This is a genomic window from Phenylobacterium sp. (assembly GCF_046463815.1).
In the GTDB taxonomy this organism is placed as follows: domain Bacteria; phylum Pseudomonadota; class Alphaproteobacteria; order Caulobacterales; family Caulobacteraceae; genus Phenylobacterium.
Genome location: NZ_JBKBRO010000006.1, coordinates 128632 through 151047 on the forward strand (window position 1 = coordinate 128632; position 22416 = coordinate 151047).

Annotated in this window: 22 protein-coding genes; 13 read left to right on the top strand and 9 right to left on the bottom strand. The window is 71.7% G+C overall.

Translation table 11 applies throughout. From position 1 onward, the window contains the following. Positions 1-125: 125 nt before the first annotated feature. Positions 126-1349, bottom strand: a complete 1224-nt coding sequence (locus ACK4TT_RS05565; RefSeq protein ID WP_409636643.1) for an MFS transporter — start codon at positions 1347-1349, stop codon at positions 126-128. An 86-nt stretch (positions 1350-1435) separates the two neighbouring features. On the opposite strand from ACK4TT_RS05565, the gene ACK4TT_RS05570 reads away from it, so the two are divergent. Then, on the top strand, positions 1436-1615 hold the full coding sequence (locus ACK4TT_RS05570) for a hypothetical protein (RefSeq protein WP_409636646.1): 180 nt from the start codon (positions 1436-1438) through the stop codon (positions 1613-1615). A gap of 156 nt (positions 1616-1771) precedes the next feature. Here ACK4TT_RS05570 and ACK4TT_RS05575 read toward each other — a convergent pair whose 3' ends face one another. After that, complete coding sequence (locus ACK4TT_RS05575; protein ID WP_410212608.1) at positions 1772-2131, bottom strand: endonuclease domain-containing protein; 360 nt, start codon at positions 2129-2131, stop codon at positions 1772-1774. A gap of 128 nt (positions 2132-2259) precedes the next feature. Between ACK4TT_RS05575 and ACK4TT_RS05580 the strand changes: the two genes are divergently transcribed. From ACK4TT_RS05580 to ACK4TT_RS05600, 5 genes are all read left to right on the top strand, one after another. Next, positions 2260-3945, top strand: coding sequence for an amidohydrolase (locus tag ACK4TT_RS05580; protein ID WP_410212609.1), 1686 nt, complete (start codon positions 2260-2262; stop codon positions 3943-3945). A gap of 76 nt (positions 3946-4021) precedes the next feature. Continuing rightward, entirely contained in the window at positions 4022-4990 is a 969-nt protein-coding gene (locus ACK4TT_RS05585) for a CsgG/HfaB family protein (protein WP_410212610.1), read from the top strand. Positions 4991-5282: 292 nt separating this feature from the next. Then, entirely contained in the window at positions 5283-5990 is a 708-nt protein-coding gene (locus ACK4TT_RS05590) for a Crp/Fnr family transcriptional regulator (protein WP_410212611.1), read from the top strand. A gap of 116 nt (positions 5991-6106) precedes the next feature. After that, positions 6107-8245 carry a M13 family metallopeptidase gene (locus ACK4TT_RS05595; RefSeq protein WP_409636659.1) on the top strand — a complete coding sequence of 713 codons (2139 nt, stop codon included), beginning with the start codon at positions 6107-6109 and terminating at the stop codon, positions 8243-8245. Positions 8246-8314: 69 nt separating this feature from the next. Further along, positions 8315-8908, top strand: coding sequence for an NAD(P)H-dependent oxidoreductase (locus ACK4TT_RS05600; RefSeq protein ID WP_409636662.1), 594 nt, complete (start codon positions 8315-8317; stop codon positions 8906-8908). Here the strand turns inward: ACK4TT_RS05600 and ACK4TT_RS05605 are convergent. From ACK4TT_RS05605 to ACK4TT_RS05625, 5 genes are all read right to left on the bottom strand, one after another. Continuing rightward, positions 8905-9897 carry a zinc-dependent alcohol dehydrogenase family protein gene (locus ACK4TT_RS05605; protein ID WP_410212612.1) on the bottom strand — a complete coding sequence of 331 codons (993 nt, stop codon included), beginning with the start codon at positions 9895-9897 and terminating at the stop codon, positions 8905-8907. The genes ACK4TT_RS05600 and ACK4TT_RS05605 overlap by 4 nt on opposite strands. A 201-nt stretch (positions 9898-10098) precedes the next feature. After that, positions 10099-11328 (bottom strand): 5-aminolevulinate synthase, encoded by a 1230-nt coding sequence (hemA, locus tag ACK4TT_RS05610; protein ID WP_410212613.1) that lies wholly within the window; start codon positions 11326-11328, stop codon positions 10099-10101. 101 nt (positions 11329-11429) lie between these two features. Continuing rightward, a complete protein-coding gene (locus tag ACK4TT_RS05615) occupies positions 11430-11792 on the bottom strand; it encodes a hypothetical protein (RefSeq protein WP_409642324.1) in 363 nt (120 codons plus the stop codon). A 32-nt stretch (positions 11793-11824) separates the two neighbouring features. Further along, a complete protein-coding gene (locus ACK4TT_RS05620; RefSeq protein WP_409642321.1) occupies positions 11825-13447 on the bottom strand; it encodes an MBL fold metallo-hydrolase RNA specificity domain-containing protein in 1623 nt (540 codons plus the stop codon). Between the two features lie 7 nt (positions 13448-13454). After that, entirely contained in the window at positions 13455-13904 is a 450-nt protein-coding gene (locus ACK4TT_RS05625; protein WP_409642318.1) for a host attachment protein, read from the bottom strand. A gap of 198 nt (positions 13905-14102) precedes the next feature. On the opposite strand from ACK4TT_RS05625, the gene ACK4TT_RS05630 reads away from it, so the two are divergent. Further along, positions 14103-14756, top strand: a complete 654-nt coding sequence (locus tag ACK4TT_RS05630) for a helix-turn-helix domain-containing protein (protein ID WP_409642315.1) — start codon at positions 14103-14105, stop codon at positions 14754-14756. Positions 14757-14820: 64 nt separating this feature from the next. Continuing rightward, the gene (locus tag ACK4TT_RS05635) at positions 14821-15708 is read left to right on the top strand and encodes a universal stress protein (protein ID WP_409642312.1); all 888 of its coding nucleotides are present in this window, start codon (positions 14821-14823) and stop codon (positions 15706-15708) included. Between the two features lie 42 nt (positions 15709-15750). Here ACK4TT_RS05635 and ACK4TT_RS05640 read toward each other — a convergent pair whose 3' ends face one another. Further along, on the bottom strand, positions 15751-16116 hold the full coding sequence (locus ACK4TT_RS05640) for a c-type cytochrome (protein WP_409642309.1): 366 nt from the start codon (positions 16114-16116) through the stop codon (positions 15751-15753). Between the two features lie 166 nt (positions 16117-16282). On the opposite strand from ACK4TT_RS05640, the gene ACK4TT_RS05645 reads away from it, so the two are divergent. From ACK4TT_RS05645 to ACK4TT_RS05665, 5 genes are all read left to right on the top strand, one after another. Beyond that, a complete protein-coding gene (locus ACK4TT_RS05645) occupies positions 16283-17131 on the top strand; it encodes a universal stress protein (RefSeq protein WP_410212614.1) in 849 nt (282 codons plus the stop codon). 5 nt (positions 17132-17136) lie between these two features. Beyond that, entirely contained in the window at positions 17137-18189 is a 1053-nt protein-coding gene (locus ACK4TT_RS05650; RefSeq protein WP_409642303.1) for an AI-2E family transporter, read from the top strand. A gap of 82 nt (positions 18190-18271) precedes the next feature. Next, positions 18272-19768, top strand: a complete 1497-nt coding sequence (locus ACK4TT_RS05655; protein ID WP_410212615.1) for a PAS domain S-box protein — start codon at positions 18272-18274, stop codon at positions 19766-19768. Then, positions 19761-20366 (top strand): response regulator FixJ, encoded by a 606-nt coding sequence (gene fixJ, locus ACK4TT_RS05660; protein WP_409642297.1) that lies wholly within the window; start codon positions 19761-19763, stop codon positions 20364-20366. Before ACK4TT_RS05655 ends, fixJ begins: the two co-directional genes overlap by 8 nt. A 56-nt stretch (positions 20367-20422) precedes the next feature. Beyond that, entirely contained in the window at positions 20423-20809 is a 387-nt protein-coding gene (locus ACK4TT_RS05665; protein WP_409642294.1) for a response regulator transcription factor, read from the top strand. Between the two features lie 191 nt (positions 20810-21000). Here ACK4TT_RS05665 and hemN read toward each other — a convergent pair whose 3' ends face one another. Then, positions 21001-22380 (bottom strand): oxygen-independent coproporphyrinogen III oxidase, encoded by a 1380-nt coding sequence (hemN, locus tag ACK4TT_RS05670; RefSeq protein WP_409642291.1) that lies wholly within the window; start codon positions 22378-22380, stop codon positions 21001-21003. Positions 22381-22416 lie beyond the last annotated feature (36 nt).

A 22416-nucleotide genomic window follows, 5' to 3' on the forward strand; every position in this document is an offset into this window, starting at 1 on the left:
TGATCGGAGCATTACCGCAGGTAGAAAGCGTCCGCCCAGGGGGACTGAGGCGGGAATTTGGCGAGTGTGGCGGAAAGGACGCGCACCCTACGGGAAGGCCGCAGCCCCTCTGGCAGGGCGTCCGCTCAGGCGGGTCGGCGGCGCAGGGCCAGGAGGCCGATCATGGCGAGCGCGGCGAAACCCGCGCCGGTGAGAAAGGTCGCGGCGGGACCGATCGCCGACCACAGCAGGCCCGCGATGGCGCTGGCGGCCAGCAGGGCCGCCCCCGTGGCCAGGTTGAACACGCCGAAGGCCGTGCCGCGCAGGCGCTCGGGCGCGGTGTCGGCCACCACCGCCGAGAGCAGGCCCTGGGTGAAGCCCATGTGCAGGCCCCAGATCGCGGCGCCCGCCAGCGCCATCCAGGGGGCCTCAGCGCGCGCCAGCACGAGGTCGGCGACGATCAGCACGGCGAGGCCCGCCACCAGCAGCGGCCGGCGGCCGACACGGTCCGACAGCCCGCCGAGCGGGGCGGCGGCCAGGGCGTAGACGGCGTTCATGACCACCAGGACCAGCGGCGCGAGGGTGGCGGAGAGGCCGAGCTCCGAGGCCCTGAGCAGCAGGAAAGCCTCGCTGAACCGGGCCAGGGTAAAGACCACCCCGACGCCCACGGCGGCCCAGAAGACCGGGTCCATGCCGCGAATCTCGGACCAGCGTACGGGAGGCGGGCGCACGGGGGTCCGGCGTACGGGGGACCGGCGTGCGGGCGCCGCCGCCTTCCGAGGGCCGGAACCACGCGGTTCCTCGACGCCCACGACGACCAGCAGCACGGCGATCAGCGCCGGGACCGCCGCCACGACGAAGACGGCCCGCATGTTCCCGTCCAGCAGACCCATGAGCCCGATGGCCGCGAGCGGACCCAGGAAGGCGCCCACGGTATCGAGCGACTGGCGCAGGCCGTAGGCGGCGCCGCGGACGTCCGGCGGCGTGACGTCGGCCACCAGCGCGTCGCGCGGGGCCCCGCGCAGGCCCTTGCCGACGCGGTCGATGAAGCGGGCCGCCAGCACCATCCCGGCCGAGGACGCCAGCGGGAAGAGCGGCTTGCTGACCGCCGCCAGGCCGTAGCCCAGGCCGACCAGCAGCTTGCGATGGCCCAGGCGGTCGCTGAGCCAGCCGGAAAAGACCTTGGCCACCGCCGCCGTGGCCTCGGCGATCCCCTCGATCACGCCCAGCACAGCCGGCGAGGCGCCCAGCCCCACCACCAGGAACAGCGGCAGCAGGCTGTGGACCAGCTCGGACGAGGCGTCCATGAACAGGGACACGAAGCCCAGGGCCCAGACCGTCCGGGGCACGCGGGAGAGGCGGCTTGCCATGGACGCATGCGCGCGCGTCCCAGCCACGGCGTCAACCCCGCCTCCGACCTCTGGCGCAGAGACCCGACGCAGCCCATCAAGGGGCCATGAACGACCGCGACGTCTATCTGAAGCTGAACGAGATGGCCGAGGAGCTGCTTCGCCTGGCGAACGAGGCGGAGAGCTACGTCGGCAACGCGGCCCTGCAGAGCGCCGGCAACACGGTCGCGGGCGCCGCGCGGGTGATCTACGAGCACTGCCTGGGCGGCGAGGACGGGGTGCACTAGCGGCCGGCGTCGGCGGGCCTCCACGCTCCTCCCCCATCGGGGCAGGAGGACCGGCCGAAGGCGGCTGGAGGGGGCCTGACATGAGGCTCGGCGCTTCCGGCCAGCCCCCTCCACCATGCTGCGCATGGTCCCCCTCCCCCGATGGGGGAGGAGAGATCAGCGGCGACGTTCTTCCGCGTGGGCCAAGATGGTGCGCACCGCAGCGTCGAGATCGCCCAGCACCACGCTCGCGGGGAGGCGCAGGGTCTTCACGCCCCGGGCCGCGAGCCAGGCGTCGCGGTCGGCGTCCCGGGCCGGGGCCGCGCCCAGCCAGTGAGTCTGCCCATCCACCTCGACGCAGAGCCTGGCCGCCTCGCAATAGAAGTCGAGGACGTAGGGGCCGACCGGATGCTGGCGGCGGAAGCGCAGGCCTTCCACGGCCTTGCGGCGGAGCGCGACCCACAGCCGGGCCTCGGGCGGGGTCATCCGCCGTCGCAGCGACCTCGCCCGGCTCACCGTGGCCTTGGGTGCGTACATGCGGCCACGCTAGCACCCTCCTCCCCCATCGGGGGAGGAGAAGGGGTGGCGCCCGCTTTCCAGGCAGATGAATCACGGGCCGAGCGGCGGGCTGGCGCGGGAGGTCCGGAAGCCGCTAGGAAGACGCCATGCGTAGCCTGACCCCGGCGCTGGGCGCCCTCCTCTCGACCCTCGTTCTGGCCGGAAGCGCCGCCGCCAAGAGCCCCCTGGAGCCCGCCGACCTGGTGATCTGGGGCGGGCCGATTCACACCGGCGTGGAGGCCAGGCCCGAGGCCCAGGCGGTGGCGGTGCGCGGCGGCAGGATCGCCTATGTGGGCGACCGCAAGGGCGCCCAGACCCAGGTCGGACCGGCCACCCGGGTGATCGACCTGAAGGGCGCAGCGCTGTTCCCGGGCTTCACCGACGCCCACACCCACCTGCGCGGCGTCGGCGAGCGCGAGCTGTCGCTGAACCTGGAAGGCGCGAAATCGGCGGCCGAGGCCATGCAGCGGGTGAAGGCCTATCTGGCGGCCCGCAAGCCGACGGGACCCGTCTGGGGCCGCGGCTGGATCGAGACCGGCTGGCCCGAGGGCCGGTTCCTGGAGCGCGGCGACATCGACCCCATCGCGCCCGACCAGCCGGTGCTGCTGGTCCGCGCCGACGGCCACGCCCTGGTGGCGAACACGGCCGCCCTGAAGGCGGCGGGCATAGACGGGACGACCAAGGCGCCCGAGGGCGGCGAGATCCTGAAGGACAAGGACGGGCGGCTCACCGGCATGCTGGTGGACAACGCCATGAGCCTGGTGGCCGGGCTACAGCGGCCGCCCAGCGAGGCCGACAAGCGCGAGGCCTATGCCGCGGCCTTCAAGGTCGAGGCCGCCTACGGCTGGACCGGCGTGCACAACATGAGCGTGGACTGGGCGGACGTCGCCCTGCTGGAGGACCTGGCCGCCAAGGGGCAGGCGCCGCTGCGGGTCTACAACGCCGTGGACGCGGCCGAGGCCGGGCCGCTGTTCGAGGGCGGGCCGCGATCGTCGCCAGACGGGCGGATCACCACCCGGGCCGTCAAGCTCTACGCCGACGGAGCGCTGGGTTCGCGCGGGGCGGCGCTATTTGAACCCTATCAGGACGCGCATTCGACGACCGGCCTGATCCGCACGCCGCCCGAGGAGATGAAGGCTGCCATGCGCAAGGCCTACGCCTCGGGAATCCAGGTCGCGACCCACGCCATCGGCGACCGGGGCAATGCGGTCGTGCTGGACCTCTACGAGCAGGTGTTCGCCGAGACGCCGCCGAACGTGCGGCGCATGGCCCCGCGCTGGCGGATCGAGCACGCCCAGATCATCCGCCCGGCCGACATCCCGCGCTTCTCGAAGGACGCGGTGATCGCCTCGATGCAGCCCAGCCACGCCATCGGCGACCTGCACTTCGCCCCCGCCCGCCTGGGCGATGCGCGCCTCGACGGCGCCTACGCCTGGGAGAGCCTCTTGAAGTCCGGCGCGGTGGTGGTCGGCGGCTCGGACGCCCCGGTCGAGCGGGGCGATCCGCTGATCGAGTTCTACGCCGCCGTGGCGCGCAAGGACCTCTCGGGCTTCTCGACGCCGGCGTGGCGGCCGGCCGAGGCGCTGTCCCGCGCCGAAGCGCTGAAGCTGTTCACGTCCAGCGCGGCCTTCGCCCGGTTCGCCGAGGACGAGCTCGGGACCATCGAGGTCGGCAAGCGGGCCGACCTCAGCGGCTTCTCCGCCGACCTGATGACCATCCCGGCGGAGGACATCCCCAAGGCCCGCGCCGTGCTGACGGTGGTGGACGGCCAGGTGGTTTACGAGAAGCCGTAACGAGGGTTGACCCCGGTCAAGGCGGCGGGCGCCGGCCGGGGCGAGCCTCCTCCGATCGCAGGAGCTAGGACCCCGCATGCGCAAGCTCTTCCCCGCCGCCCCCCTGCCCGTGGCCCTGGGCGTGATCGCCGCCCTGATGGCCGTCCAGCCCGCCGCCGCCCAGTACGGCATGGACAAGAAGCCGCCGAAGACCGCCGCGACGCCGCAGCTTCCGCACTGCGTCCAGCCGCTGGGGCGGGCGGCCATCCAGGAGCCGGAGACCCGGTGGTGGACGGAGCTCGGCCTCTCCAACCCCGAGACGCTGATCAAGCTGTTCGCGGCCCGGTCGAACTGCCTCCGGATCGTGGACCGCAACGCGGGCCTGGCCATGCGCAACCAGGAGGCGGACCTGGGGCGGTCCGGCGACCTGCAACGGGGCTCCAACGTCGGGCGCGGCCAGGTGGCGGCGGCCGACTTCTTCCTCATCCCCAACATCGCCAACGCGGACTCCAACACCGGCGGCGAGGCGCTGGGCGCCATCGCCGGCGCCCTGGGCGGCAGCCGGCTTGGCGGCATCGCCGGCGGCCTCAGGACCAAGCGGGCCGAGGCCCAGGCCATCCTGACCCTGGTGGACGCGCGCACCACCGAGCAGCTCTACGTGGCCGAGGGCGTGGCCAAGAAGACCGACATCACCTTCGGCGGCGGCGTCGGGGGCGGCGGCTGGGGCGGGTTCGCCGCGGCGGCCGGCGGCGGCTACGCCGACACCGACATCGGCAAGGTGGTGACGGCCGCCTACTTCAACGCCTTCATCGATCTCGTGGGCTATCTGCAGGGCGGCGCGCCGACCGGCGAGCAGGCGTCCCAGGCCGCGGGCATCCAGGCCTACACGGTGAAGCAGGCGCTGGTGATGCGCGCCAGCCCCTCGACCAGCGCCAGGCAGGTGCGCGGCTTCGCGGCCGGCGACCTCGTCTATCCCACCGGCCGGCGCGACGGCGTCTGGTGGGAGGTCGACGACGAGACCGGTAACCGCGGCTGGGTCTCCTCGGTCTTCCTGTCGCCCCGATAGGAACCAGCGGCCGCGAACATGACGGCTGGGCGCTGAATAGACCTTCGGCGCCCGCTCCCCCGCCCAAATGTTGATCAAAGCGATTCGCCCGCCGAATGGCCGTCCGGCTGTAGTTAAGTCGACTATCCGACGCGCGGACTTGGACTGGACTCATCGGCGTCTTCACGTTCGCCCCTGGGATTTCTCTATATTTCGCCGCCAACGGCCGATGAGTGTCGAGTTCACGACAGTCCTGTGCCCCGGGCCTCGATAACTTGAAACCCAAGCCGCACGGCGGCGTTTCAAGTCCCCGATGCAAAGGCCCGTCCCCGCGTTGCAGAACCGCCTGCTCGAAGCGCTGCCGTTTGAGGACTACGCGCTTCTCTCTCCGCACCTGACCCATGTGGAGCTTGAGCGGGGCCGCCTGCTCTACGACCCCGGCGACCGGATCGACACGGTCTACTTCCCGCACGACGGGGTGATCTCGCTGATGACCCTGATGGACAACGGCGCGGCCATCGAGAGCGCCACCATCGGCCCCGAGGGCGCCCTGGGCCTGATGGCCGCCGTGGCGCCGCGCCAGTCGCTGTCGCGGGCCATCGTCCAGACCCCGCTCCGGGCCGGCCGCATCGGCGCCGAGCGGCTGCACGAGGCCTGGGAGAAGAGCGCCCGCCTGCGCGACCTGGTGGACAAGCACACCGAGGCGCTGTTCGGGCATGCGATCCAGTCGGTGGCCTGCAACGCCCTGCACTCGGTCGAGGCCCGGTTCTGCCGATGGCTGCTCACCTGCCACGACCGCATCTCGTCGGACACCGTGGCGCTCACCCAGGAGTTCCTGGCCGACATGCTGGGCGTGCAGCGGACGACGGTGACGGCGGTCGCCCGCTCGCTGCAGGAGAAGGGCCTGATCCGCTATCGCCGCGGCGTGGTGGACATCCTGGACCGCGCCGGCCTCGAAGCCCTGACCTGCGAGTGCTACGGCGTCATCCGCCGAACCTACCAGCGGCTGCTGCCGAGATAGGCGGCGAACGGCGGTTCCCCGGTTTCCATTGCACGGGGGCGATTTTCCCTCTTTGCTGCGCGGCCTGGGGGAGCTCCCGGCCCGGGAGCCAAGCATCCGTGTTCGAGAGAAGGCCCATGACCCGCTTCACGCGCAAGATCCTGCTGTCCGCCGCCGCGGTCGGGACGCTCGCCCTGGCGGCCGGCGCCCAGGCCGCCCCCGGGGCTCATGAGGAGCACGCCTGCATGGGCGAGACGTGCGAGAGCGTGGCGCTGTTCGACGCCGCCGACGCCCCCGCGGGTGCGGCGGCCGCGACCTCGCTGGAGAGCCCGAGGTACGGGACCTGGGGCTTCGACCTCACGGGCATGGACCGCTCGGTGAAACCGGGCGACGACTTCTTCAAGTTCGCCAACGGGACCTGGGACCGCACGACCGAGATCCCCTCGGACAAGGTGCGCTGGGGCAACTTCAACAAGCTGCGCGAGCTGTCGGACGCCCGGATGCACGCCATCCTGGAGGAGGCCGCGGCCGGCAAGCTGGCAGATCCCGACGCCGCCAAGATCGCCGCCGGCTACGCCGCCTACATGGACGAGAAGCTGGCCGAGAAGCTGGACGCCAGGCCGCTCGCGCCCGAGCTCGCCCAGGTGCGCGCGGTGAAGACCCGGGACGAGTTCACCGCCCTGATGGGCAAGGCCAACGTCTCGGGCTTCACGACCATCCTGCCGGTGTTCGTCTCGATCGACGCCAAGGCGCCCACCAGGTACGCCGTTCTGACCGCCACCGGCGGCCTGGGCCTGCCCGACCGCGACTACTACCTGCAGCCGAACTTCGCGGAGAAGAAGGCCAAGTACCAGGCCTACGTCCAGCAGATGCTGACCATGGTCGGCTGGGAGAAGCCGGCGGAGAACGCCAAGGCCATCGTCGAGTTCGAGACGAAGCTCGCCGAGGCGAGCTGGAGCCGCGTCGAGCGGCGCGACCGCGACAAGACCTACAACCCCATGACCCCGGCCGAGCTCTCGGCCGCGACGGGCTTCGACTGGAACCGCTACCTGGCCGCCTCGGAGCTGCCCAAGGTGGAGCGGGTGGTGGTGACGACCAACACCGCCTTCCCCAAGTTCGGCAAGATCTACGCCGAGACGCCGCTTTCGACCCTGAAGGCCTGGCAGGCCTTCCACCTGGCGGACGGCGCGGCGCCCTACCTCTCGGACCGGTTCGTGCAGGCCCACTTCCAGTTCCGCTCGAAGGAGCTGGCCGGCCAGCCCGAGCTGCAGGCCCGCTGGAAGCGCGCCGCCGCCTTCATGGACCGGGCGATCGGGGAGTCGGTGGGCCGGGTCTATGTGGACCGCTACTTCACGCCCGAGGCCAAGGCCAAGATGGACGACCTGGTGCTCAACATCCGCACGGCCATGGGCGCGCGGATCGAGAAGCTGGAGTGGATGGGGCCCGAGACCAAGGCCAAGGCCCTGGAGAAGCTCCAGAAGTTCACCGTCAAGATCGGCTATCCGGTCACGTGGCGCGACTACTCCAGGCTGGAGCTGAAGAAGGACGACCTCTACGGCAACGCCATCCGGGCCGGCGCCTTCGAGTGGCGGCGGCAGGTCGCGCGCCTGGACCAGCCCGTGGACAAGCGCGAGTGGGGCATGACCCCGCAGACGGTGAACGCCTATTACAACTTCGCCAACAACGAGATCGTCTTCCCGGCCGCCATCCTGCAGCCGCCGTTCTTCGACGCCGACGCCGACCCGGCCATCAACTACGGCGGCATCGGCGGGGTGATCGGCCACGAGATCAGCCACGGCTTCGACGACCAGGGCCGCAAGTCGGACGGCGACGGGGTGCTGCGCGAATGGTGGACGGCCGAGGACGCGGCCAAGTTCAAGGCCCAGGCCGAGAAGCTGGGGGCCCAGTATTCGGCCTTCGAACCCCTGCCGGGCGCCAAGGTGCAGGGCGGCCTGACCATGGGCGAGAACATCGGCGACCTGGGCGGGCTCAGCCTCGGCCTCGACGCCTACCACGCCTCGCTGAAGGGCCAGCCCGCGCCCGTGATCGACGGCCTGACCGGCGACCAGCGCGTCTTCCTGGGCTGGGCCCAGGTGTGGCGCGAGAAGATCCGCGACGAGGCGCTGCGCCAGCAGGTGGTCACCGACCCGCACTCGCCGGCCTACTACCGGGTGAACGGCACGATCCGGAACATCCCCGGCTGGTACGAGGCCTGGGACGTGAAGGCCGGCGACAAGCTCTATGTCGCGCCCGAGGACCGCGTCCGCATCTGGTGATCTTGATCAAGGCGGGGGCCCGGGCATTCTGGCTTGAAGACCGCCTGATGGTCGCCTGGGAGGCCCCGCATGAAGCACGCCGTGATCGTCGCCCACCCGCGGGCCAGGAGCTTCACCCAGACCATGGCCAAGGCCTACGTCGAGGCGGCGCAGGCCTTGGGGCACGCGGTCGTCGTGCGCGACCTCTACGCCATGGACTTCGACCCTCGGCTGAAGGCCGAGGAGCTGCCCGGCCCGGATGGCTACAGGATGGCGCCTGACGTGCTCGCCGAGCGCGAGGCGCTGAAGGACGTTGACGTCTTCGCGTTCTTCTACCCCCTGTGGTTCAACGCCCCGCCGGCCATCCTGAAGGGCTACGCCGACCGGGTGCTCTCGATGGGCTTCGGCTACGACCCCGGCCCGATGGGCACGGAGTCCCGGCTGGACGGGAAGAAGCTGATCAGCTTCACCGCCTCGGGCGCGCCCGAGCACTGGGTGCGCGACACCGGCGCCTTCACCGCCCTGACCACCCTGTTCGACCGGCACCTGGCCGGCGTCCTGGGCCTGAGCGTCGTCGACCACGTCCATTTCGGCGAAATCATCCCCAACCTCACCGAGGAATGGGTGAAGCGCAGCGCCGAGGAGGTCGGCGAGGCCGTCCGCCGGAACTTCGGCGAAGGCTAGGGAACGAGCACGGCCGCCCCGGCGAAGGCGCCGGCCCGCAGGTCGTCGAGGGCGGCGTTGGCGTCCGCGAGCGCATAGGCCTTCACGTGCGGCCGCACGCCCGCGCGGGCGGCGAGCGGCAGGTACTCCAGCGCATCCTGACGCGTGAGGTTGGCCACCGACACGATCCGGCGCTCGCCCCACAGGATCGAATAGGGGAAGGCGGGGATGTCGCTCATGTGGATGCCGCCGCAGACCACGCTCCCGCCCTTGCGCACGGCCCTGAGCGCCACGGGCACGAGCTCGCCCACCGGCGCGAAGATGATGGCCGCGTCCAGCGGCTCGGGCGGAGGCTCGGCGGACGGGCCGGCCCAGACGCATCCCAGCTCGCGCGCGAGCGCCTGGGCCGCGGCGTCGCCCTCGCGCGTGAAGGCATGGACGGCCTGACCCTCGAAGACGGCGAGCTGGGCCAGCAGGTGGGCGGCCGCGCCGAAGCCGTAGAGTCCCAGGCGCTTCACCGAGCCGCCCTCGCCCGCCTTCTTCCAGGACCGGTAGCCGATCAGGCCGGCGCACAGCAGCGGGGCGGCCTCGGCGTCGGAGAGGCCCTCGGGCAGGGGGAAACAGTAGTCGGCGCGCGCGATCACCGTGTCGGCGTAGCCGCCGTCGCGGGTCCACCCGGTGAAGCCCGGATCGTCGCAGAGGTTCTCCCGGCCGGCGCGGCAGTAGGGGCAGACGCCGCAGGTGGAGCCCAGCCAGGGGACGCCCCGGCGTTCGCCCGGCGCCACGCCCGTCAAGCCGGGGCCGATGGCGTCCACCACGCCCACGATCTCATGGCCCGGTATGACCTCGGGGCGGACTTGGGCCAGGTCGCCGTCCACGACGTGCAGGTCGGTGCGGCAGACGCCGCAGGCGCGCACGCGCAGGCGAAGCTCGCCCGGGCCGGGCTCGGGGTCGGGCCGGCTCTCGCAGACGAGCGGCGTGCGCGGGCGTTTCAGGATCATGCCCAGCATGAGTTCACACTGGCCCGTGGCGGGCCGGCGTCAAGGGCAGGGAAGAAGGGGGGAGCGCCCCGGAGGTGTGGGGGAGTTTTGCCGGGGCGCTCTCGACCGTCCGTCTCGGGGGGGAAGTTGGCTGGACCGGTCGAGCTTCACTAAACAGGGTCTCAACGAGCTGCGCTTTGCGCTGGATCAACTGCGCAGCCTTTTCGGGAGTCAGGCGGCCATTCCGCCGACGCGCTTGATGTTGCAGCGGGTCCAGAGGGCTTCGAGGGCGCGGACGAGGTCGTCCATCATGGCGTCGGTGTGGGCGGGGCTGGGCGTGAAGCGCAGGCGCTCGGTTCCGCGCGGGACGGTCGGGTAGTTGATCGGCTGGACGTAGATGCCGTGGTCTTCCAGCAGGATGTCGCTGATCATCTTGCAGTGGACCGGATCGCCCACCAGCACCGGCACGATGTGGGAGACGCTATCCATCACCGGCAGGCCGGCGGCGCGCATCTTGGCCTTCAGCGCAGCGGCCCGTTCCTGGTGGGCCTGGCGGACCTCGTCGTGGGCCTTCAGCCAGCGGATGGAGGCCGCGGCCCCGGCGGCGAGCGCGGGGGGAAGCGAGGTCGTGAAGATGAAGCCGTCGGCGTAGCTGCGGATGGCGTCGACGATCACCGCGTCGGCGGCGATGTAGCCGCCCATGACCCCGAAGGCCTTGCCCAGCGTGCCCTCGATGATGTCGATCTCGCCCATCAGCCCGTCGCGCTCGGCCACGCCCGCGCCGCGCGGGCCGTACATGCCCACCGCATGGACCTCGTCGATGTAGGTCATGGCGCCGTACTTCTTCGCGAGCGCGATGGTGCCGGCGATGTCGGCGATGTCGCCGTCCATGGAATAGACGCTCTCGAAGGCCACCAGCTTCGGCGCGGCCGGGTCGGCCGCGGCCAGCAGCTCCTCCAGGTGCTCAAGGTCGTTGTGGCGGAAGACGTGGCGCTGCTCGCGCCTGCCCGCCCGGATGCCCGAGATCATCGAGTTGTGGTTGAGCGCGTCCGAGAAGACCAAGAGGCCCGGCAGGATCTTGTAGAGCGTCGACAGCGTCGCCTCGTTGGAGACGTAGCCCGAGGTAAACAGCAGCGCCGCTTCCTTGCCGTGCAGGTCGGCCAGCTCGGCCTCCAGCTCCACATGGTAGCGGGTCGTGCCCGAGATGTTGCGCGTGCCGCCGCTCCCGGCCCCGGCCGCCTCGATGGCCCGGTGCATGGCGTCCAGCACCACCGGGTTCTGACCCTGGCCCAGGTAGTCGTTGGAGCACCAGACCACCACGTCCGACGTGGACCCGTCAGGCCTCGTCCAGGTCGCGATCGGGAACTGGCCCCGATGCCGCTTCAGGTCCGCAAAGACCCGGTAACGCCCCTCGGAACGGATGTTCTCCAAGGCAGTGCGGAAGGCTTGGGCATAGTCCATGACGATACGGGTCCGCGGGGGTACTCGAAAACGGCGGCCATCCTCCGCCCCTGGCGGGGCGGAGGCCTTGATCTCGATCAGACGGCGGCAGGCGGAGCGCGTCAGGCGCCCTTCTTGCGGCCGCTGGCGAGCAGGGTGATCAGGGCGGCGGCGGCGGTGAGCGCGGCGGCGGCCGAGGCGATCGGATGCTCCTTCACCTCCTGGACGGCCTTCCTGGCGACGTCCTTGGCCGGCGCCGGGATCTTGTCGGCCGCCTTCTTGGCGACGACCGGGGCCTGGGCGGCGAGGTTCTCGGCGGCGCGGCGCACGGCCTCGGCCGCCTCCACCACCGCCTTCTCGGCGTCCTGGCTCAGGTTGTCGGCGGCGCTGCGCAGGGCCTTGGCCACGTCCTCGTAGGTGTCTTCCAGGTCGTGCTTCACCTGGCGCACGTCGCGCTTGAGCTGGCGGGTCAGGGGCTTGGTCATGCGGAACCTCGGGGGGCTGGAGGGATCAGCCATCAGCTTGCGGGCGCCGCCCCCGACGCGCCTTGACCCTGGTCAACCGAAGCGAGCGCCGCCGCCAGCCTGGCGAGCAGGGCCTCGCGGGCGGGGTCGTCGGGAGCCGCCTCCAGCCGCTCGTTGAGATCGAGCAGCAGGGCGGCGCGGGCGTTGTGCCAGTCGGGACGGGCCGCGGTCCCGGGCGCCAGGCGCGGCGGCCCGTCCGTCACGCTGACGGCGGCCTTGCCGATGGCGTAGCGGCCGTCCAGCGCCGGGATGGCGATGCGGTCGGCGGCGATCCCCTCGCCCGTCAGCCGGTCGCGCAGCCCCTCCAAACCCTCGGGCTCGCCGTGGGCCAGGAACACCGTGCCGGAGACGGGACCCCGCGCCCTCACCCAGGCTGCCAGGCCCTCGGCGTCGGCGTGGCCGGAATAGATGTCCAGCGAGCGGATGCGGGCGCGCACGGCGACGTCGTCGCCCTGGATGCGCACGCGCCGGGCGCCTTCCACCAGGAAGCGGCCGAGCGTGCCGGCGGCCTGGTAGCCGGGGATCAGCACGGTGGCGTCGCGCCGCCACAGGAGGCGCTTCAGGTGCTTGCGCACCCGGCCCGCCTCGCACATGCCGCTGGCCGCCAGGATGATGTGCCAGCCCGACAGCCGCTCCAGCGCGTCGCTGTCGGCGGGGTCCTTGAGGAACTTGAGCCGGCCGCTGGAGCGCAGGTCCTCGAAGGGATTGCGTTCCATGCTCGGGCTGAAGCCCCGGCGGCGGAACACCTCGGTGGCCTCGATGGCCAGCGGCGAGTCGAGGAAGATGTCGGCCTCGGGAATGTCGCCGCCCTCGACCAGGATCTGGATGTCGGCCAGCAGTTCCTGGCTGCGCTCGACCGCGAAGGCCGGGATCAGCAGCGGCCCGCCGGCGGCGCGGGCGTCGCGCAGTTCCTGGGCCAGCATCCGCCGGCGCGTGGCCGGGTCCGGCGTCGGGCGCACCCGGCCGCCGTAGGTGGATTCCACGATCAGGTGGTCGACGCCCGAGGGGCCTTCCGGATCGGCGATGAAGTCGCGCCCGCCGGGGCCCAGATCGCCCGAGAACAGCAGCGTGACCGTGCCCTCCTCCGTCTCGACCCGCACCTCGATGGAGGCCGAACCCAGCATGTGGCCGGCGTCCCACCAGACCGCGGTGATCCCGGGCGCGACCTCGACCTCCCGGTGCAGCTTGGTGGTGCGGAACAGCTCCAGCGTCCGGTAGGCGTCGCGCAGGGTGTAGATCGGCTCGACCGGGGGGCGGCCGCGCCGCTCGTTGCGCCGGTTGAGCTGGCGGACCTCGCTCTCCTGGATGTCGCCGGCGTCGGGCAGCATGACGGCGCAGAGGTCGCGCGTGGCGCCCGTGGCCCAGATCGGCCCCTCGAAACCCGCCCGCATCAGCTTGGGCAGCAGGCCCGAGTGGTCGATGTGGGCGTGGGTCAGGAGGACCGCGTCCACCTCGCCGGCCTCGAACGGGAACGGCTCGTAGTTCAGCGCCTTGAGCGACTTCGAGCCCTGGAACATGCCGCAGTCGACGAGCACCGTCGCCCGGCCGGTGGACAGACGCGCACAGAAGCCCGTGACGCAGCCCGCGGCGCCGTGAAAGCTGAGTTCGACCCCCATGTCTGCGTCAGGCGCGGGCGCGCAGGTCGCGCAGGTGGTGGCGGATGGCCTCGGCGCCTTCGCCGACGCGCTCGTGGGCCTCGCTGGCCTCGAGCTTGCGGGCCAGGGCCGGCGTGAGTTCCGCCTTCAGCACGCCGAGCGCGCGCGGCGGGGCCATGATCACCAGCGAGTCGAAGGCCTTGCGGGCGGCCGCGGCGTCCAGTTCGGCGGCGACCCGGCGCAGGAAGCGGCGCTCGGCCTCGTCGGCGGGATCGCGCCCGCCGGCGCCGTGGCGGCCGAAGCCGGCGCTCTCGTGGGCGGTGGCCGGATGGCGGTGGGCGGTCGGCCAGTCGTGGCCGTCGGCCTTCATGTGGAAGTCGCTCACCTCGCGGACTTCGCCCGCGCGGACCCGCTCCTCGAAGACGCGGGCCTCGGCGCCGTCAGCGGCCACGATCCAGGTGGTTCCCCCAAGTTCCATGATGCTCATCTCCTGTTGCGAGGGGCGGCTTAGCCCGGGGGCGGCCGGGGGGTATGTGACGCCGATCAAACGGAGGCATCAACGGGGGTTCGAAGCGCCTCCGTAGAACTACTTAGGGGCGGCCCCTTAGGGATACGCCACGAATATCTTGGACGGGGGGCCGCGAGTACCCATTCGCCATCGACGAAGGAACTCGCCATGACCCTCGCCTATCCCCTTGACGATCCCCGCACCGCCCGCCCCGCCGCGGCGCTGAACGACGTGATGGATCGCCTCGGCACGAAGATGACCTTCGGCCGCGACGAGGAGGTCTACGCCCAGGGCGACGACGTGGAGTTCATGTACCGCCTGACCCGGGGCGTGATCCGCACCAGCCGCGTGACCGCGGACGGCCGCCGCCAGGTGGGCGACTTCTACTATCCGGGCGACCTGTTCGGCCTGGAGGTCGGCCCCGACCACCAGTTCTCCGCCGAGGCCCTGACGGACTGCGAGGTCCAGATCGTGCGCCGCGGTTCGGTCCGCGCCTTCGCCGGCGACGCCGAGCTGGACCGGGCGATCCTCGACGCCACCCGCCGCGAGCTGCAACGCGTCCAGGAGCATGTGCTCCTGCTGGGCCGCAAGAGCGCCCGCGAGAAGGTCGCCGCCTTCCTGATGAGCCTGGCCCAGCGCCAGGACGAGGAGCAGATCGAACTGCCCATGGGCCGCCAGGACATGGCCGACTACCTGGGCCTGACCATCGAGACCGTCTCGCGCATGCTGACCCAGCTGCAGGGCGAGGAGATCGTGGAATTCCCGTCCTTCCGCCGCTTCCAGGTGAAGAAGTGGCATGCGCTGGAGGAACTCGTAGACTAAGCCCACGGCCCCGCGCGGCCGGGGGCCTGACGATCCGGTCGCGAGCAGCGCAAGGAGGGTCACCGTGCCCGAGACCAAGGCCGAAACCCAGGAACGCCCGGCGACCGAAACGTCGGTCCAGCCGCATACCCTCACCAGCATCCTGGTCCACGTGGAGCCCGGCGTCACCGCCTCGCACCGCGTCGAGGTGGCCGCGCGCCTAGCGCGGGAATACGGCGCGAGGCTGATCGGCCTGGGCGCCGAGACCATCGACGCCATCCCCGCCGCCGACCCCTTCATGGGTTATGTGACCGCCGAGTGGATCGCGCTGGCCAACCAGCAGGTCGGCGCCGACATCCAGAACGCCGAGGCTGCCTTCCGCCGCGACGCCGCCGGCGCCGAGATCGAATGGCGCCAGGTGCAGGATTTCCCGAGCCACGCCCTGGCCCGCGCCGCCCGCGCCGCCGACCTGGTGGTGGTGGACGCCAAGGGCGCCGACGCCGGGTCGAGCTACCGCAAGGCCGATCCCGCCGACGTGATCATGACCTCCGGCCGGCCGGTGCTGGTGACCCCGCCCGGGGCCTCGCACCTGAAGGCCAGGACCATCGTCATCGCCTGGAAGGACACCCGGGAGGCCCGGCGCGCCGTGGCCGACGCCATGCCCTTCCTGAAGCGCGCCGAGCAGGTGATCGTCCAGGCGGTCTGCGCCGGCGACCAGATGGAGACCGCCGCCTTCCAGACCAACGACGTGGTCGCCGCCCTCAAGCGCCACGGCGTCCCTGCCCGCCCCAACGTGACCAAGGGCCACGGCGACGAGGCGGCCGGCGAGATCCAGCGGATCGCCGCGCTCAACGAGGCCGACCTGATCGTGGCCGGCGCCTACGGCCACAGCCGCGCCGCCGAGTGGGCGTTCGGCGGCGTCACCCGCGAGCTGCTGCACGACCCGCGGCGCTTCATCCTGATGAGCCACTGAAGGGGCTGGCGGAAGCCCCGCCGGCCTTTCTGTGACCGCGCCTCAGCGGCCCCCGAGGGAGTCGAAATAGGCGATCAGGTCCTCGGCGTCGGCGTTGCTGATCTGGATCGGCGGCATCTCGCCGGTCCCGTGCTGGGAAATCTCGACGAAGCGCTTCTGCAGCGAGAGCGCGTTGTAGCGGGTGCGCAGGTCGCGGAAGCGCGGGCCGCTGGCGGCGGGCTTCTCGTCGAGCCCGACCGCGTGACAGCCGCCGCAACGCGCCTCGGCCAGGCGCTGCCCCCGTTCGGCGGCAGGGCTAAGGGGCGCGGGCCCGGCGATCGGCCTCCGACCGGCGCCCTGGACGGCGCAGCCCGCGGCGAGCAGGGCGCTGGCCAAGACGACATGGGCCAGGATGATGGGGGTGCGCATCGGTCTCCTCCTCGGTACGCTGCCGTTCCGGGGCGGCGGACGCGCCGCGGTCGGGCAGGATGGCCCGAAGCTTAGGCGGGTGCGCCTCCGTATGGCTACTTAGGGGCGCAACCGGAATGGCGTCCACTGGGCGCGCGCGGGACCCTGGCGGGGTTTGGAGTTCTGGATGGCCTACAGGGACCTGCTGTTCGCGGTGCTGACCTACCCGGACGCGACGCCGGCCGCGGCGATCCGCGCCGGCGCCGCGCTCGCCCGGCGGCTGGGCGGCGAGGTGACGGCGCTCGCGCTCGCCGTGGACATTCCCTCGCTGCACAACCGCCTCGCCAACGCCCTGGCCGGGCTCGACAAGCTGGCCGAGCAGGAAGAAGCGCGCAGCGCGGCCCTGGCCGAGCAGGCGGCCCGCTGCTTCACCGCCGCGGCGGCCGAGACCGGCCTTCTGGCCACGGCCATCGTCGAGCGCGCGCCGATGCACGCCGAGGCCGAGCGGATCTGCGCCTACGCCCGCACCCGCGACCTGACCCTCTTCCCCCTCGGTCCCGCCGTGCTGGAGGACCGGGCGCTCGCCGAGGCGGCGCTGTTCGGCTCGGGACGGCCGATCCTGGTCTTCCCAGAGAGCGGCTGCGTGGGCGATGGTGAGGCGTTCGGCAAGGCGGCCATCGCCTGGGACGGCAGCCCGCGCGCCGCCCGGGCCGTGGCCGACGCCCTGCCCGCCCTCAAGCGCTGCGAGGAGGTTCGCATCCTGATCGTCACCGGCGAGAAGCCCACCGTGGCCGGCGGCGGGGCGCTGGACCTGGTCCGCCACCTGAAGACCCACGGGATCGACGCCCAGGTGGACGAGGTCGCCGCCGGCGGCGAGCCTATCGGCCGGGTGATCGAGACCTATGTGGGCGAACGCTGGATCGAGCTGCTGGTGATGGGCGGCTTCGGCCGGCCCCGCGCCCAGGAGTTCGTCCTGGGCGGCGCGACCGCCAGCGTCCTGGAGGCGCCCCCCTGCCCCGTCCTCCTGTCCCACTGACGCCGATGGCCAAGGACGCTTCGCAGGACGAGCGGGGAGACCGGGGGTTCACGGCCAACATCCTGAGGGTGGCCGCGTTCGCCGCCCTGGCCGTCCTGGTCTGGCGGCTGGCCGACGTTCTGCTGATGGCCTTCGGGGCGGTGCTGAGCGCCGTCCTGCTGCACGCGCTCGCCGACCCGCTGGTGCGCCACGCCCGGATGCCCAGGCCCTGGGCCCTGCTGACGGCGGTCCTGGGGCTGAGCGGCCTGAGCGCGGCCACCATCTGGCTGTTCGGCCGCGAGACGGCGGTGCAGCTCGCCGCGCTCAGCGAGCTGATCCCCGCTGCCTGGCGGGCCCTGCAGGCTGGTCTCCAGAACTCGCCGCTGGGCGCCTACGTCCTCGACGACCTGAAGCGGCTGCAGCACGCGGGCGGCCTCGTCGTGCAGCTCGGGCCCCGCCTGATCCAGAGCTCGGCGAGCGCCGGGGCCGCCACGGTGATCGTGCTGTTCGCCGGCCTCTACCTCGCGTTCCATCCCGGCACCTACCTGGGCGGCCTCCTGAAGCTGGTCCCGATCCGCGGCCGCAGCCGCGCGCGCGAGGTGCTGTCGGCCTGCGGCACGGCGCTGAACCGCTGGCTGGTGGGCCAGCTCGTCTCGATGCTGCTGGTGGGCGTGACCACCGGCGTGGGCCTGTGGGTCGCGGGCGTGCCCTCGCCGCTGGCGCTGGGCGTCTTCGCGGGCCTGGGCCAGTTCGTGCCGGTCGTGGGCCCGATGGTCTCGATGATCCCGGGGCTGGTGGTTGCGGCCGGCGTCGGCTGGGAGACCCTGGCCTGGGCGACGGTGGTCTATGTGGCCGCCATGCAGTTCGAGGCCAACGTCATCACGCCGCTGGTGCTGCGCCAGATGGTCGAGCTGCCGATGGCCGTCACGCTGTTCGCCGTGCTGGCCATGGGCGTCCTGCTGGGGCCGCTGGGCGTGCTGTTCGCCACGCCGCTCGCCGTGGTCGCCTACGTCTTCGTACGGATGATCTACGTCGAGGACGTACTGGGCGACCGGCCGGTGGTGGACGACGCGCCATGACCGCGCGCGCCCGCTGATGCCGAACGCCGTTCCCCCGAAGCAGAGGTTGCCAGAGGCTGGCTTCCTGCCTACGCCTGAGGCCATGTCGGCTAGCGACAAGAGCGTTTCGGGCCCCTGGTGGCGAAGCCGCGTCTTCGCCTATGCGGTGGCCATCTTCGCGGCCGTGGCGTCGATGATCCTGCGCGTCTCGCTGCAGCCGGTGTTCCACGAGCGGGCCAACTTCCTGCTCTTCGTCCCCGCGCTGATGGCGGCCGCGGCGGTGGGCGGCTTCGGCCCCTCGGCGGTCGCCACGATCCTGATCCTGGCGATGCACACCGCCCTGCTGGGACCCACGATCTTCACCGACCCCGGCAACCTGATCAGCGTCTTCATCTTCACGCTCCTGGGCCTGGCGAGCGGGCTGGCCGGCTCGCACCTGCGCCGCATCGTGCTCGACACCGAGCACGCGCTGGGCGACCTGGAGGCCCGCGAGGCGCACCTGAGCTCGATCCTGGCCACCGTGCCGGACGCCATGATCGTCATCGACGAGCACGGGCTGATGCAGTCGTTCAGCGCCGCGGCCGAGCGGCTGTTCGGCTGGACGGCGGCCGAGGCCATCGGCAAGAACGTCAGCATGCTGATGCCCAACCCGTACCGGGACGCCCACGACGGATACCTCAACCGCTACATGCGGACCGGCGAGCGGCGGATCATCGGGATCGGCCGCGTCGTGGTGGGCGAGCGCAAGGACGGTTCGACCTTCCCCATGGAGCTCTCGGTGGGCGAGATGCGGATCGGCGAACATCGCTTCTTCACCGGCTTCGTCCGTGACCTGACCGAACGCCAGGCGACCGAGCGACGGCTGCAGGACCTGCAGTCAGAACTGGTGCACGTGGCCCGCCTGACGGCGCTGGGCGAAATGGCCTCGGCGCTGGCCCACGAGCTGAACCAGCCGCTCTCGGCGGCGGCCAACTACGTGAAGGGCTCGGTGCGCCTGCTGGACCAGGACCCGCCCGACAAGGCCAAGATCAAGGACGCCCTCAACCAGGCCGGCGAACAGACCCTGCGCGCCGGCCAGATCATCCGCCGGCTGCGCGACTTCGTGGCCAAGGGCGAGGCGGACCGCAGCCTCGAGAGCCTGCCGCAGCTGCTGGAGGAGGCCGGCGCGCTCGCCATGGTCGGCGCCAAGGAGCGCGGCGTGCGCCTGAGCTTCCAGATCAGCCCGCAGGTGGGGCTGGTCCTCGCCGACAAGGTCCAGATCCAGCAGGTGGTCCTCAACCTGATGCGCAACGCCATCGACGCCATGGAGGGCTCGCCGCGCCGGGAACTGGTGGTGGCGGCCCGCCCGGTCGAGGACGAGATGGTCGAGATCACGGTGACCGACACCGGGCCCGGCGTGAGTCCCGAGGTGGCCGACCACCTCTTCCAGCCGTTCATCACCACCAAACGCGAAGGCATGGGGGTGGGCCTGTCTATTAGCCGTACGATTGTGGAAGCCCACGGGGGCCGCATCTGGGTTGAGTCCAACCCCGAAGGCGGTGCAGTCTTCCGGTTCACCCTGCGGGCGGTGCCTGAAGAGGAGTTGTCCGGCATTGAGTGAGCGCCTAGTCCACGTGATCGACGACGACGAGGCCATGCGCCAGTCGCTGCAGTTCCTGCTCGACACCGCGGGTTACGCCGCGCGGACCCACGAATCGGCCATCCAGTTCCTGGAACAGCTCGACGCCCTGGAGCCGGGCTGCATCGTCACGGATGTCCGCATGCCCGAGATGAACGGCCTGGAGTTGGTCCGCCGGCTGCGCAGCCGGGGCGTGACCCTGCCGGTCATCGTCATCACCGGCCACGGCGACGTGCCGCTGGCGGTGGAGGCGATGAAGTCGGGCGTCGCCGACTTCCTCGAAAAGCCGTTCGACGACGAACAGCTCCTGTCGGCGGTGCGCGCCGCCCTGGACAGCAACGTCAACGACGACCGCAACGACACCGAGAAGCAGCGCTTCGAGAGCATGCTGGCGGGCCTGTCGCCTCGCGAGCAGGACGTGCTGCGCGGCGTGGTGGCAGGCAAGCCGAACAAGATCATCGCCTACGAGCTGGGCATCAGCCCCCGCACGGTGGAGGTCTATCGGGCCAACGTGATGAGCAAGACCGGGGCGGCCAGCCTGTCGGAGCTGGTGCGGATGGCGCTGCTGGCGGGCTTCTGAGCCGCTTGCTTTAGATCAATGCGCCGGGCCCCGACCTTCGGCAAGGTTCTGGCCAAATGCCTATCGACCGCCTGCCCTACGCCCTGCGCCCGCTCGTCATCATCGTGGATGACGATCCCGCCCTATGCTCGGCGCTGAAGTTCTCGCTGGAGACCGAAGGTTTCCGGGTGGAGACCCATGAGAGCGGGGAGGCGCTGCTGCTGCGCGACCTGCCGGGGTCCGACGCCTGCCTGATCATCGACGAGCGCCTCCCGGGGATCACCGGGCTCAATGCGCTTCGCCAGCTTCGTCGGCGGGGCGTCGATCTTCCCGCCATGCTGATCACCAGCAATCCCAGCCCCGCCACGCGGGATGCGGCGGCGGAGGCCGGCGCGCCGATCGTGGAGAAGCCGCTGCTAGGCGACGCGCTGCTGGAGCCGATCCGCGCCGCCCTCGCGCACTGAGGGAGCGGAGCCCGTTCAGTCCTTCGCGACGTGGGACCGGAGCCAGTAGGCCCCGAGCACCAGCACGAAGACCGCGAAGCCGGCGATCACCATCAGCAGGTACGGCGTAAGCGTCATTTGATAACCCCCAATCGATTGAGGGCCGGACCATCGGCGCCGGGCTGGGGCCACGCCTTGATCTGGATCAAGCTCTACAGCGCCCGCGAATGGCGGCCGGCCTCGGGCCGGAAATAGGTGTCGAAGACCGCGCAGATCGAGCGGATGACGAGCCGCCCGGCGCCCAGGACCACGATCCGCGAGCCCTCGATCCTGACCAGGCCGTCGGCGGCGAACGGCGCGAGCGCGGCGACTTCGGCGGCGAGGTCGGAAACCGTTCGTCCGTGGCGGGCGCAGACGGCGTCGAGGTCGACGGCCAGGTCGCACATCAGGCGCTCGATGATCTCGGCCCGGAAGCGGTCGTCGGCGGTGAGCGCCACGCCCCGGGCGACCGGCAACCGGCCCTCGCGCACGGCGGCGCGCCAGCCCAGTTCCTGGGCGACGTTCTGGACGTAGCCCTGCGGCAGGGCGCCGATGGCCGAGGCGCCCAGGCCCAGGAGGGTCCCGGCGGTGTCGGTCGTGTAGCCCTGGAAATTGCGGCGCAGCCGGCCCTCGGCCAGGGCGACCGCCATGTCGTCGGAGGCGAGCGCGAAGTGGTCCAGGCCGATGCGGACATAGCCCTCGGACGCCAGCCGCTCGGCGGCGGCCTCGCTCTGCTCCAGCCGCTCGGCCGGGCCCGGCAGGGCGGCCTGCTCGATGAGCTGCTGATGGGTCTTCATCCAGGGCACGTGGGCGTAGCCGAACAGGGCGATGCGCTCGGGACGCAGACGCGCGATGGCGTCCACCGTGGCGAGCGTCGCCTCGGTGGTCTGGTGCGGCAGGCCGTACATCAGGTCGAGGTTGAGCGAGCGGACGCCCGCTTCGCGCAGCCAGCCGACGCAGGCCTCGATCTGCTCGAAGGTCTCCTGGCGGTTCACCGCCGCCTGGACCTTGGGGTCCAGGTTCTGCACGCCCAGGCTCGCGCGGTTCAGGCCGTGGAAGGCGGCGGCGCGCACCCAGTCGCGGGTGAGCACCGCCGGATCGAGCTCGGCGGCGACCTCGCGGTCGGCGGCGAGGTCGAAAACATTGGCCAGGGCCCCGAAGAGGGCCGCCAGCTCGTCCACCGAAAGCATGTTGGGCGTGCCGCCGCCCAGGTGGATGGCGCGGGCCTTGAGCCGGGCCGGCAGCGCCTGCTGCAGCAGGGCCAGTTCGCCCAGCAGGAGCTGGACGTATTCGCCCACCGGCTCGTGGCGGTTCACCACCCGGGTGTTACAGCCGCAGTACCAGCAGAGCCGGGCGCAGAACGGGATGTGCAGGTAGAGCGAGACCGGGTCGCCGGCCGGCAGGGCGGCCAGCCAGCCGCGATAGGCTTCCGCGTCCACGTCGGGCGTGAACTGCACGGCGGTGGGATAGCTCGTGTAGCGCGGAGCCGGGCCGTCGTACTTGGCTACAAGGTCGGCGAAAGGGGCGGGGGCGGTGGAACTGGCGAGGCTCATGGCGGACTGATCGCGCCGCGGGTCCCGCGGCGCCCT

What these genes read in the sequence shown, in the direction of transcription:
- ACK4TT_RS05565 (WP_409636643.1), bottom strand. Translation starts at nt 1,349, where the DNA reads ATGGCAAGCCGCCTCTCCCGCGTGCCCCGGACGGTCTGGGCCCTGGGC.
- ACK4TT_RS05570 (WP_409636646.1), top strand. Translation starts at nt 1,436, where the DNA reads ATGAACGACCGCGACGTCTATCTGAAGCTGAACGAGATGGCCGAGGAG.
- ACK4TT_RS05575 (WP_410212608.1), bottom strand. Translation starts at nt 2,131, where the DNA reads ATGTACGCACCCAAGGCCACGGTGAGCCGGGCGAGGTCGCTGCGACGG.
- ACK4TT_RS05580 (WP_410212609.1), top strand. Translation starts at nt 2,260, where the DNA reads ATGCGTAGCCTGACCCCGGCGCTGGGCGCCCTCCTCTCGACCCTCGTT.
- ACK4TT_RS05585 (WP_410212610.1), top strand. Translation starts at nt 4,022, where the DNA reads ATGCGCAAGCTCTTCCCCGCCGCCCCCCTGCCCGTGGCCCTGGGCGTG.
- ACK4TT_RS05590 (WP_410212611.1), top strand. Translation starts at nt 5,283, where the DNA reads ATGCAAAGGCCCGTCCCCGCGTTGCAGAACCGCCTGCTCGAAGCGCTG.
- ACK4TT_RS05595 (WP_409636659.1), top strand. Translation starts at nt 6,107, where the DNA reads ATGACCCGCTTCACGCGCAAGATCCTGCTGTCCGCCGCCGCGGTCGGG.
- ACK4TT_RS05600 (WP_409636662.1), top strand. Translation starts at nt 8,315, where the DNA reads ATGAAGCACGCCGTGATCGTCGCCCACCCGCGGGCCAGGAGCTTCACC.
- ACK4TT_RS05605 (WP_410212612.1), bottom strand. Translation starts at nt 9,897, where the DNA reads ATGCTGGGCATGATCCTGAAACGCCCGCGCACGCCGCTCGTCTGCGAG.
- hemA (WP_410212613.1), bottom strand. Translation starts at nt 11,328, where the DNA reads ATGGACTATGCCCAAGCCTTCCGCACTGCCTTGGAGAACATCCGTTCC.
- ACK4TT_RS05615 (WP_409642324.1), bottom strand. Translation starts at nt 11,792, where the DNA reads ATGACCAAGCCCCTGACCCGCCAGCTCAAGCGCGACGTGCGCCAGGTG.
- ACK4TT_RS05620 (WP_409642321.1), bottom strand. Translation starts at nt 13,447, where the DNA reads ATGGGGGTCGAACTCAGCTTTCACGGCGCCGCGGGCTGCGTCACGGGC.
- ACK4TT_RS05625 (WP_409642318.1), bottom strand. Translation starts at nt 13,904, where the DNA reads ATGGAACTTGGGGGAACCACCTGGATCGTGGCCGCTGACGGCGCCGAG.
- ACK4TT_RS05630 (WP_409642315.1), top strand. Translation starts at nt 14,103, where the DNA reads ATGACCCTCGCCTATCCCCTTGACGATCCCCGCACCGCCCGCCCCGCC.
- ACK4TT_RS05640 (WP_409642309.1), bottom strand. Translation starts at nt 16,116, where the DNA reads ATGCGCACCCCCATCATCCTGGCCCATGTCGTCTTGGCCAGCGCCCTG.
- ACK4TT_RS05645 (WP_410212614.1), top strand. Translation starts at nt 16,283, where the DNA reads ATGGCCTACAGGGACCTGCTGTTCGCGGTGCTGACCTACCCGGACGCG.
- ACK4TT_RS05650 (WP_409642303.1), top strand. Translation starts at nt 17,137, where the DNA reads ATGGCCAAGGACGCTTCGCAGGACGAGCGGGGAGACCGGGGGTTCACG.
- ACK4TT_RS05655 (WP_410212615.1), top strand. Translation starts at nt 18,272, where the DNA reads ATGTCGGCTAGCGACAAGAGCGTTTCGGGCCCCTGGTGGCGAAGCCGC.
- ACK4TT_RS05665 (WP_409642294.1), top strand. Translation starts at nt 20,423, where the DNA reads ATGCCTATCGACCGCCTGCCCTACGCCCTGCGCCCGCTCGTCATCATC.
- hemN (WP_409642291.1), bottom strand. Translation starts at nt 22,380, where the DNA reads ATGAGCCTCGCCAGTTCCACCGCCCCCGCCCCTTTCGCCGACCTTGTA.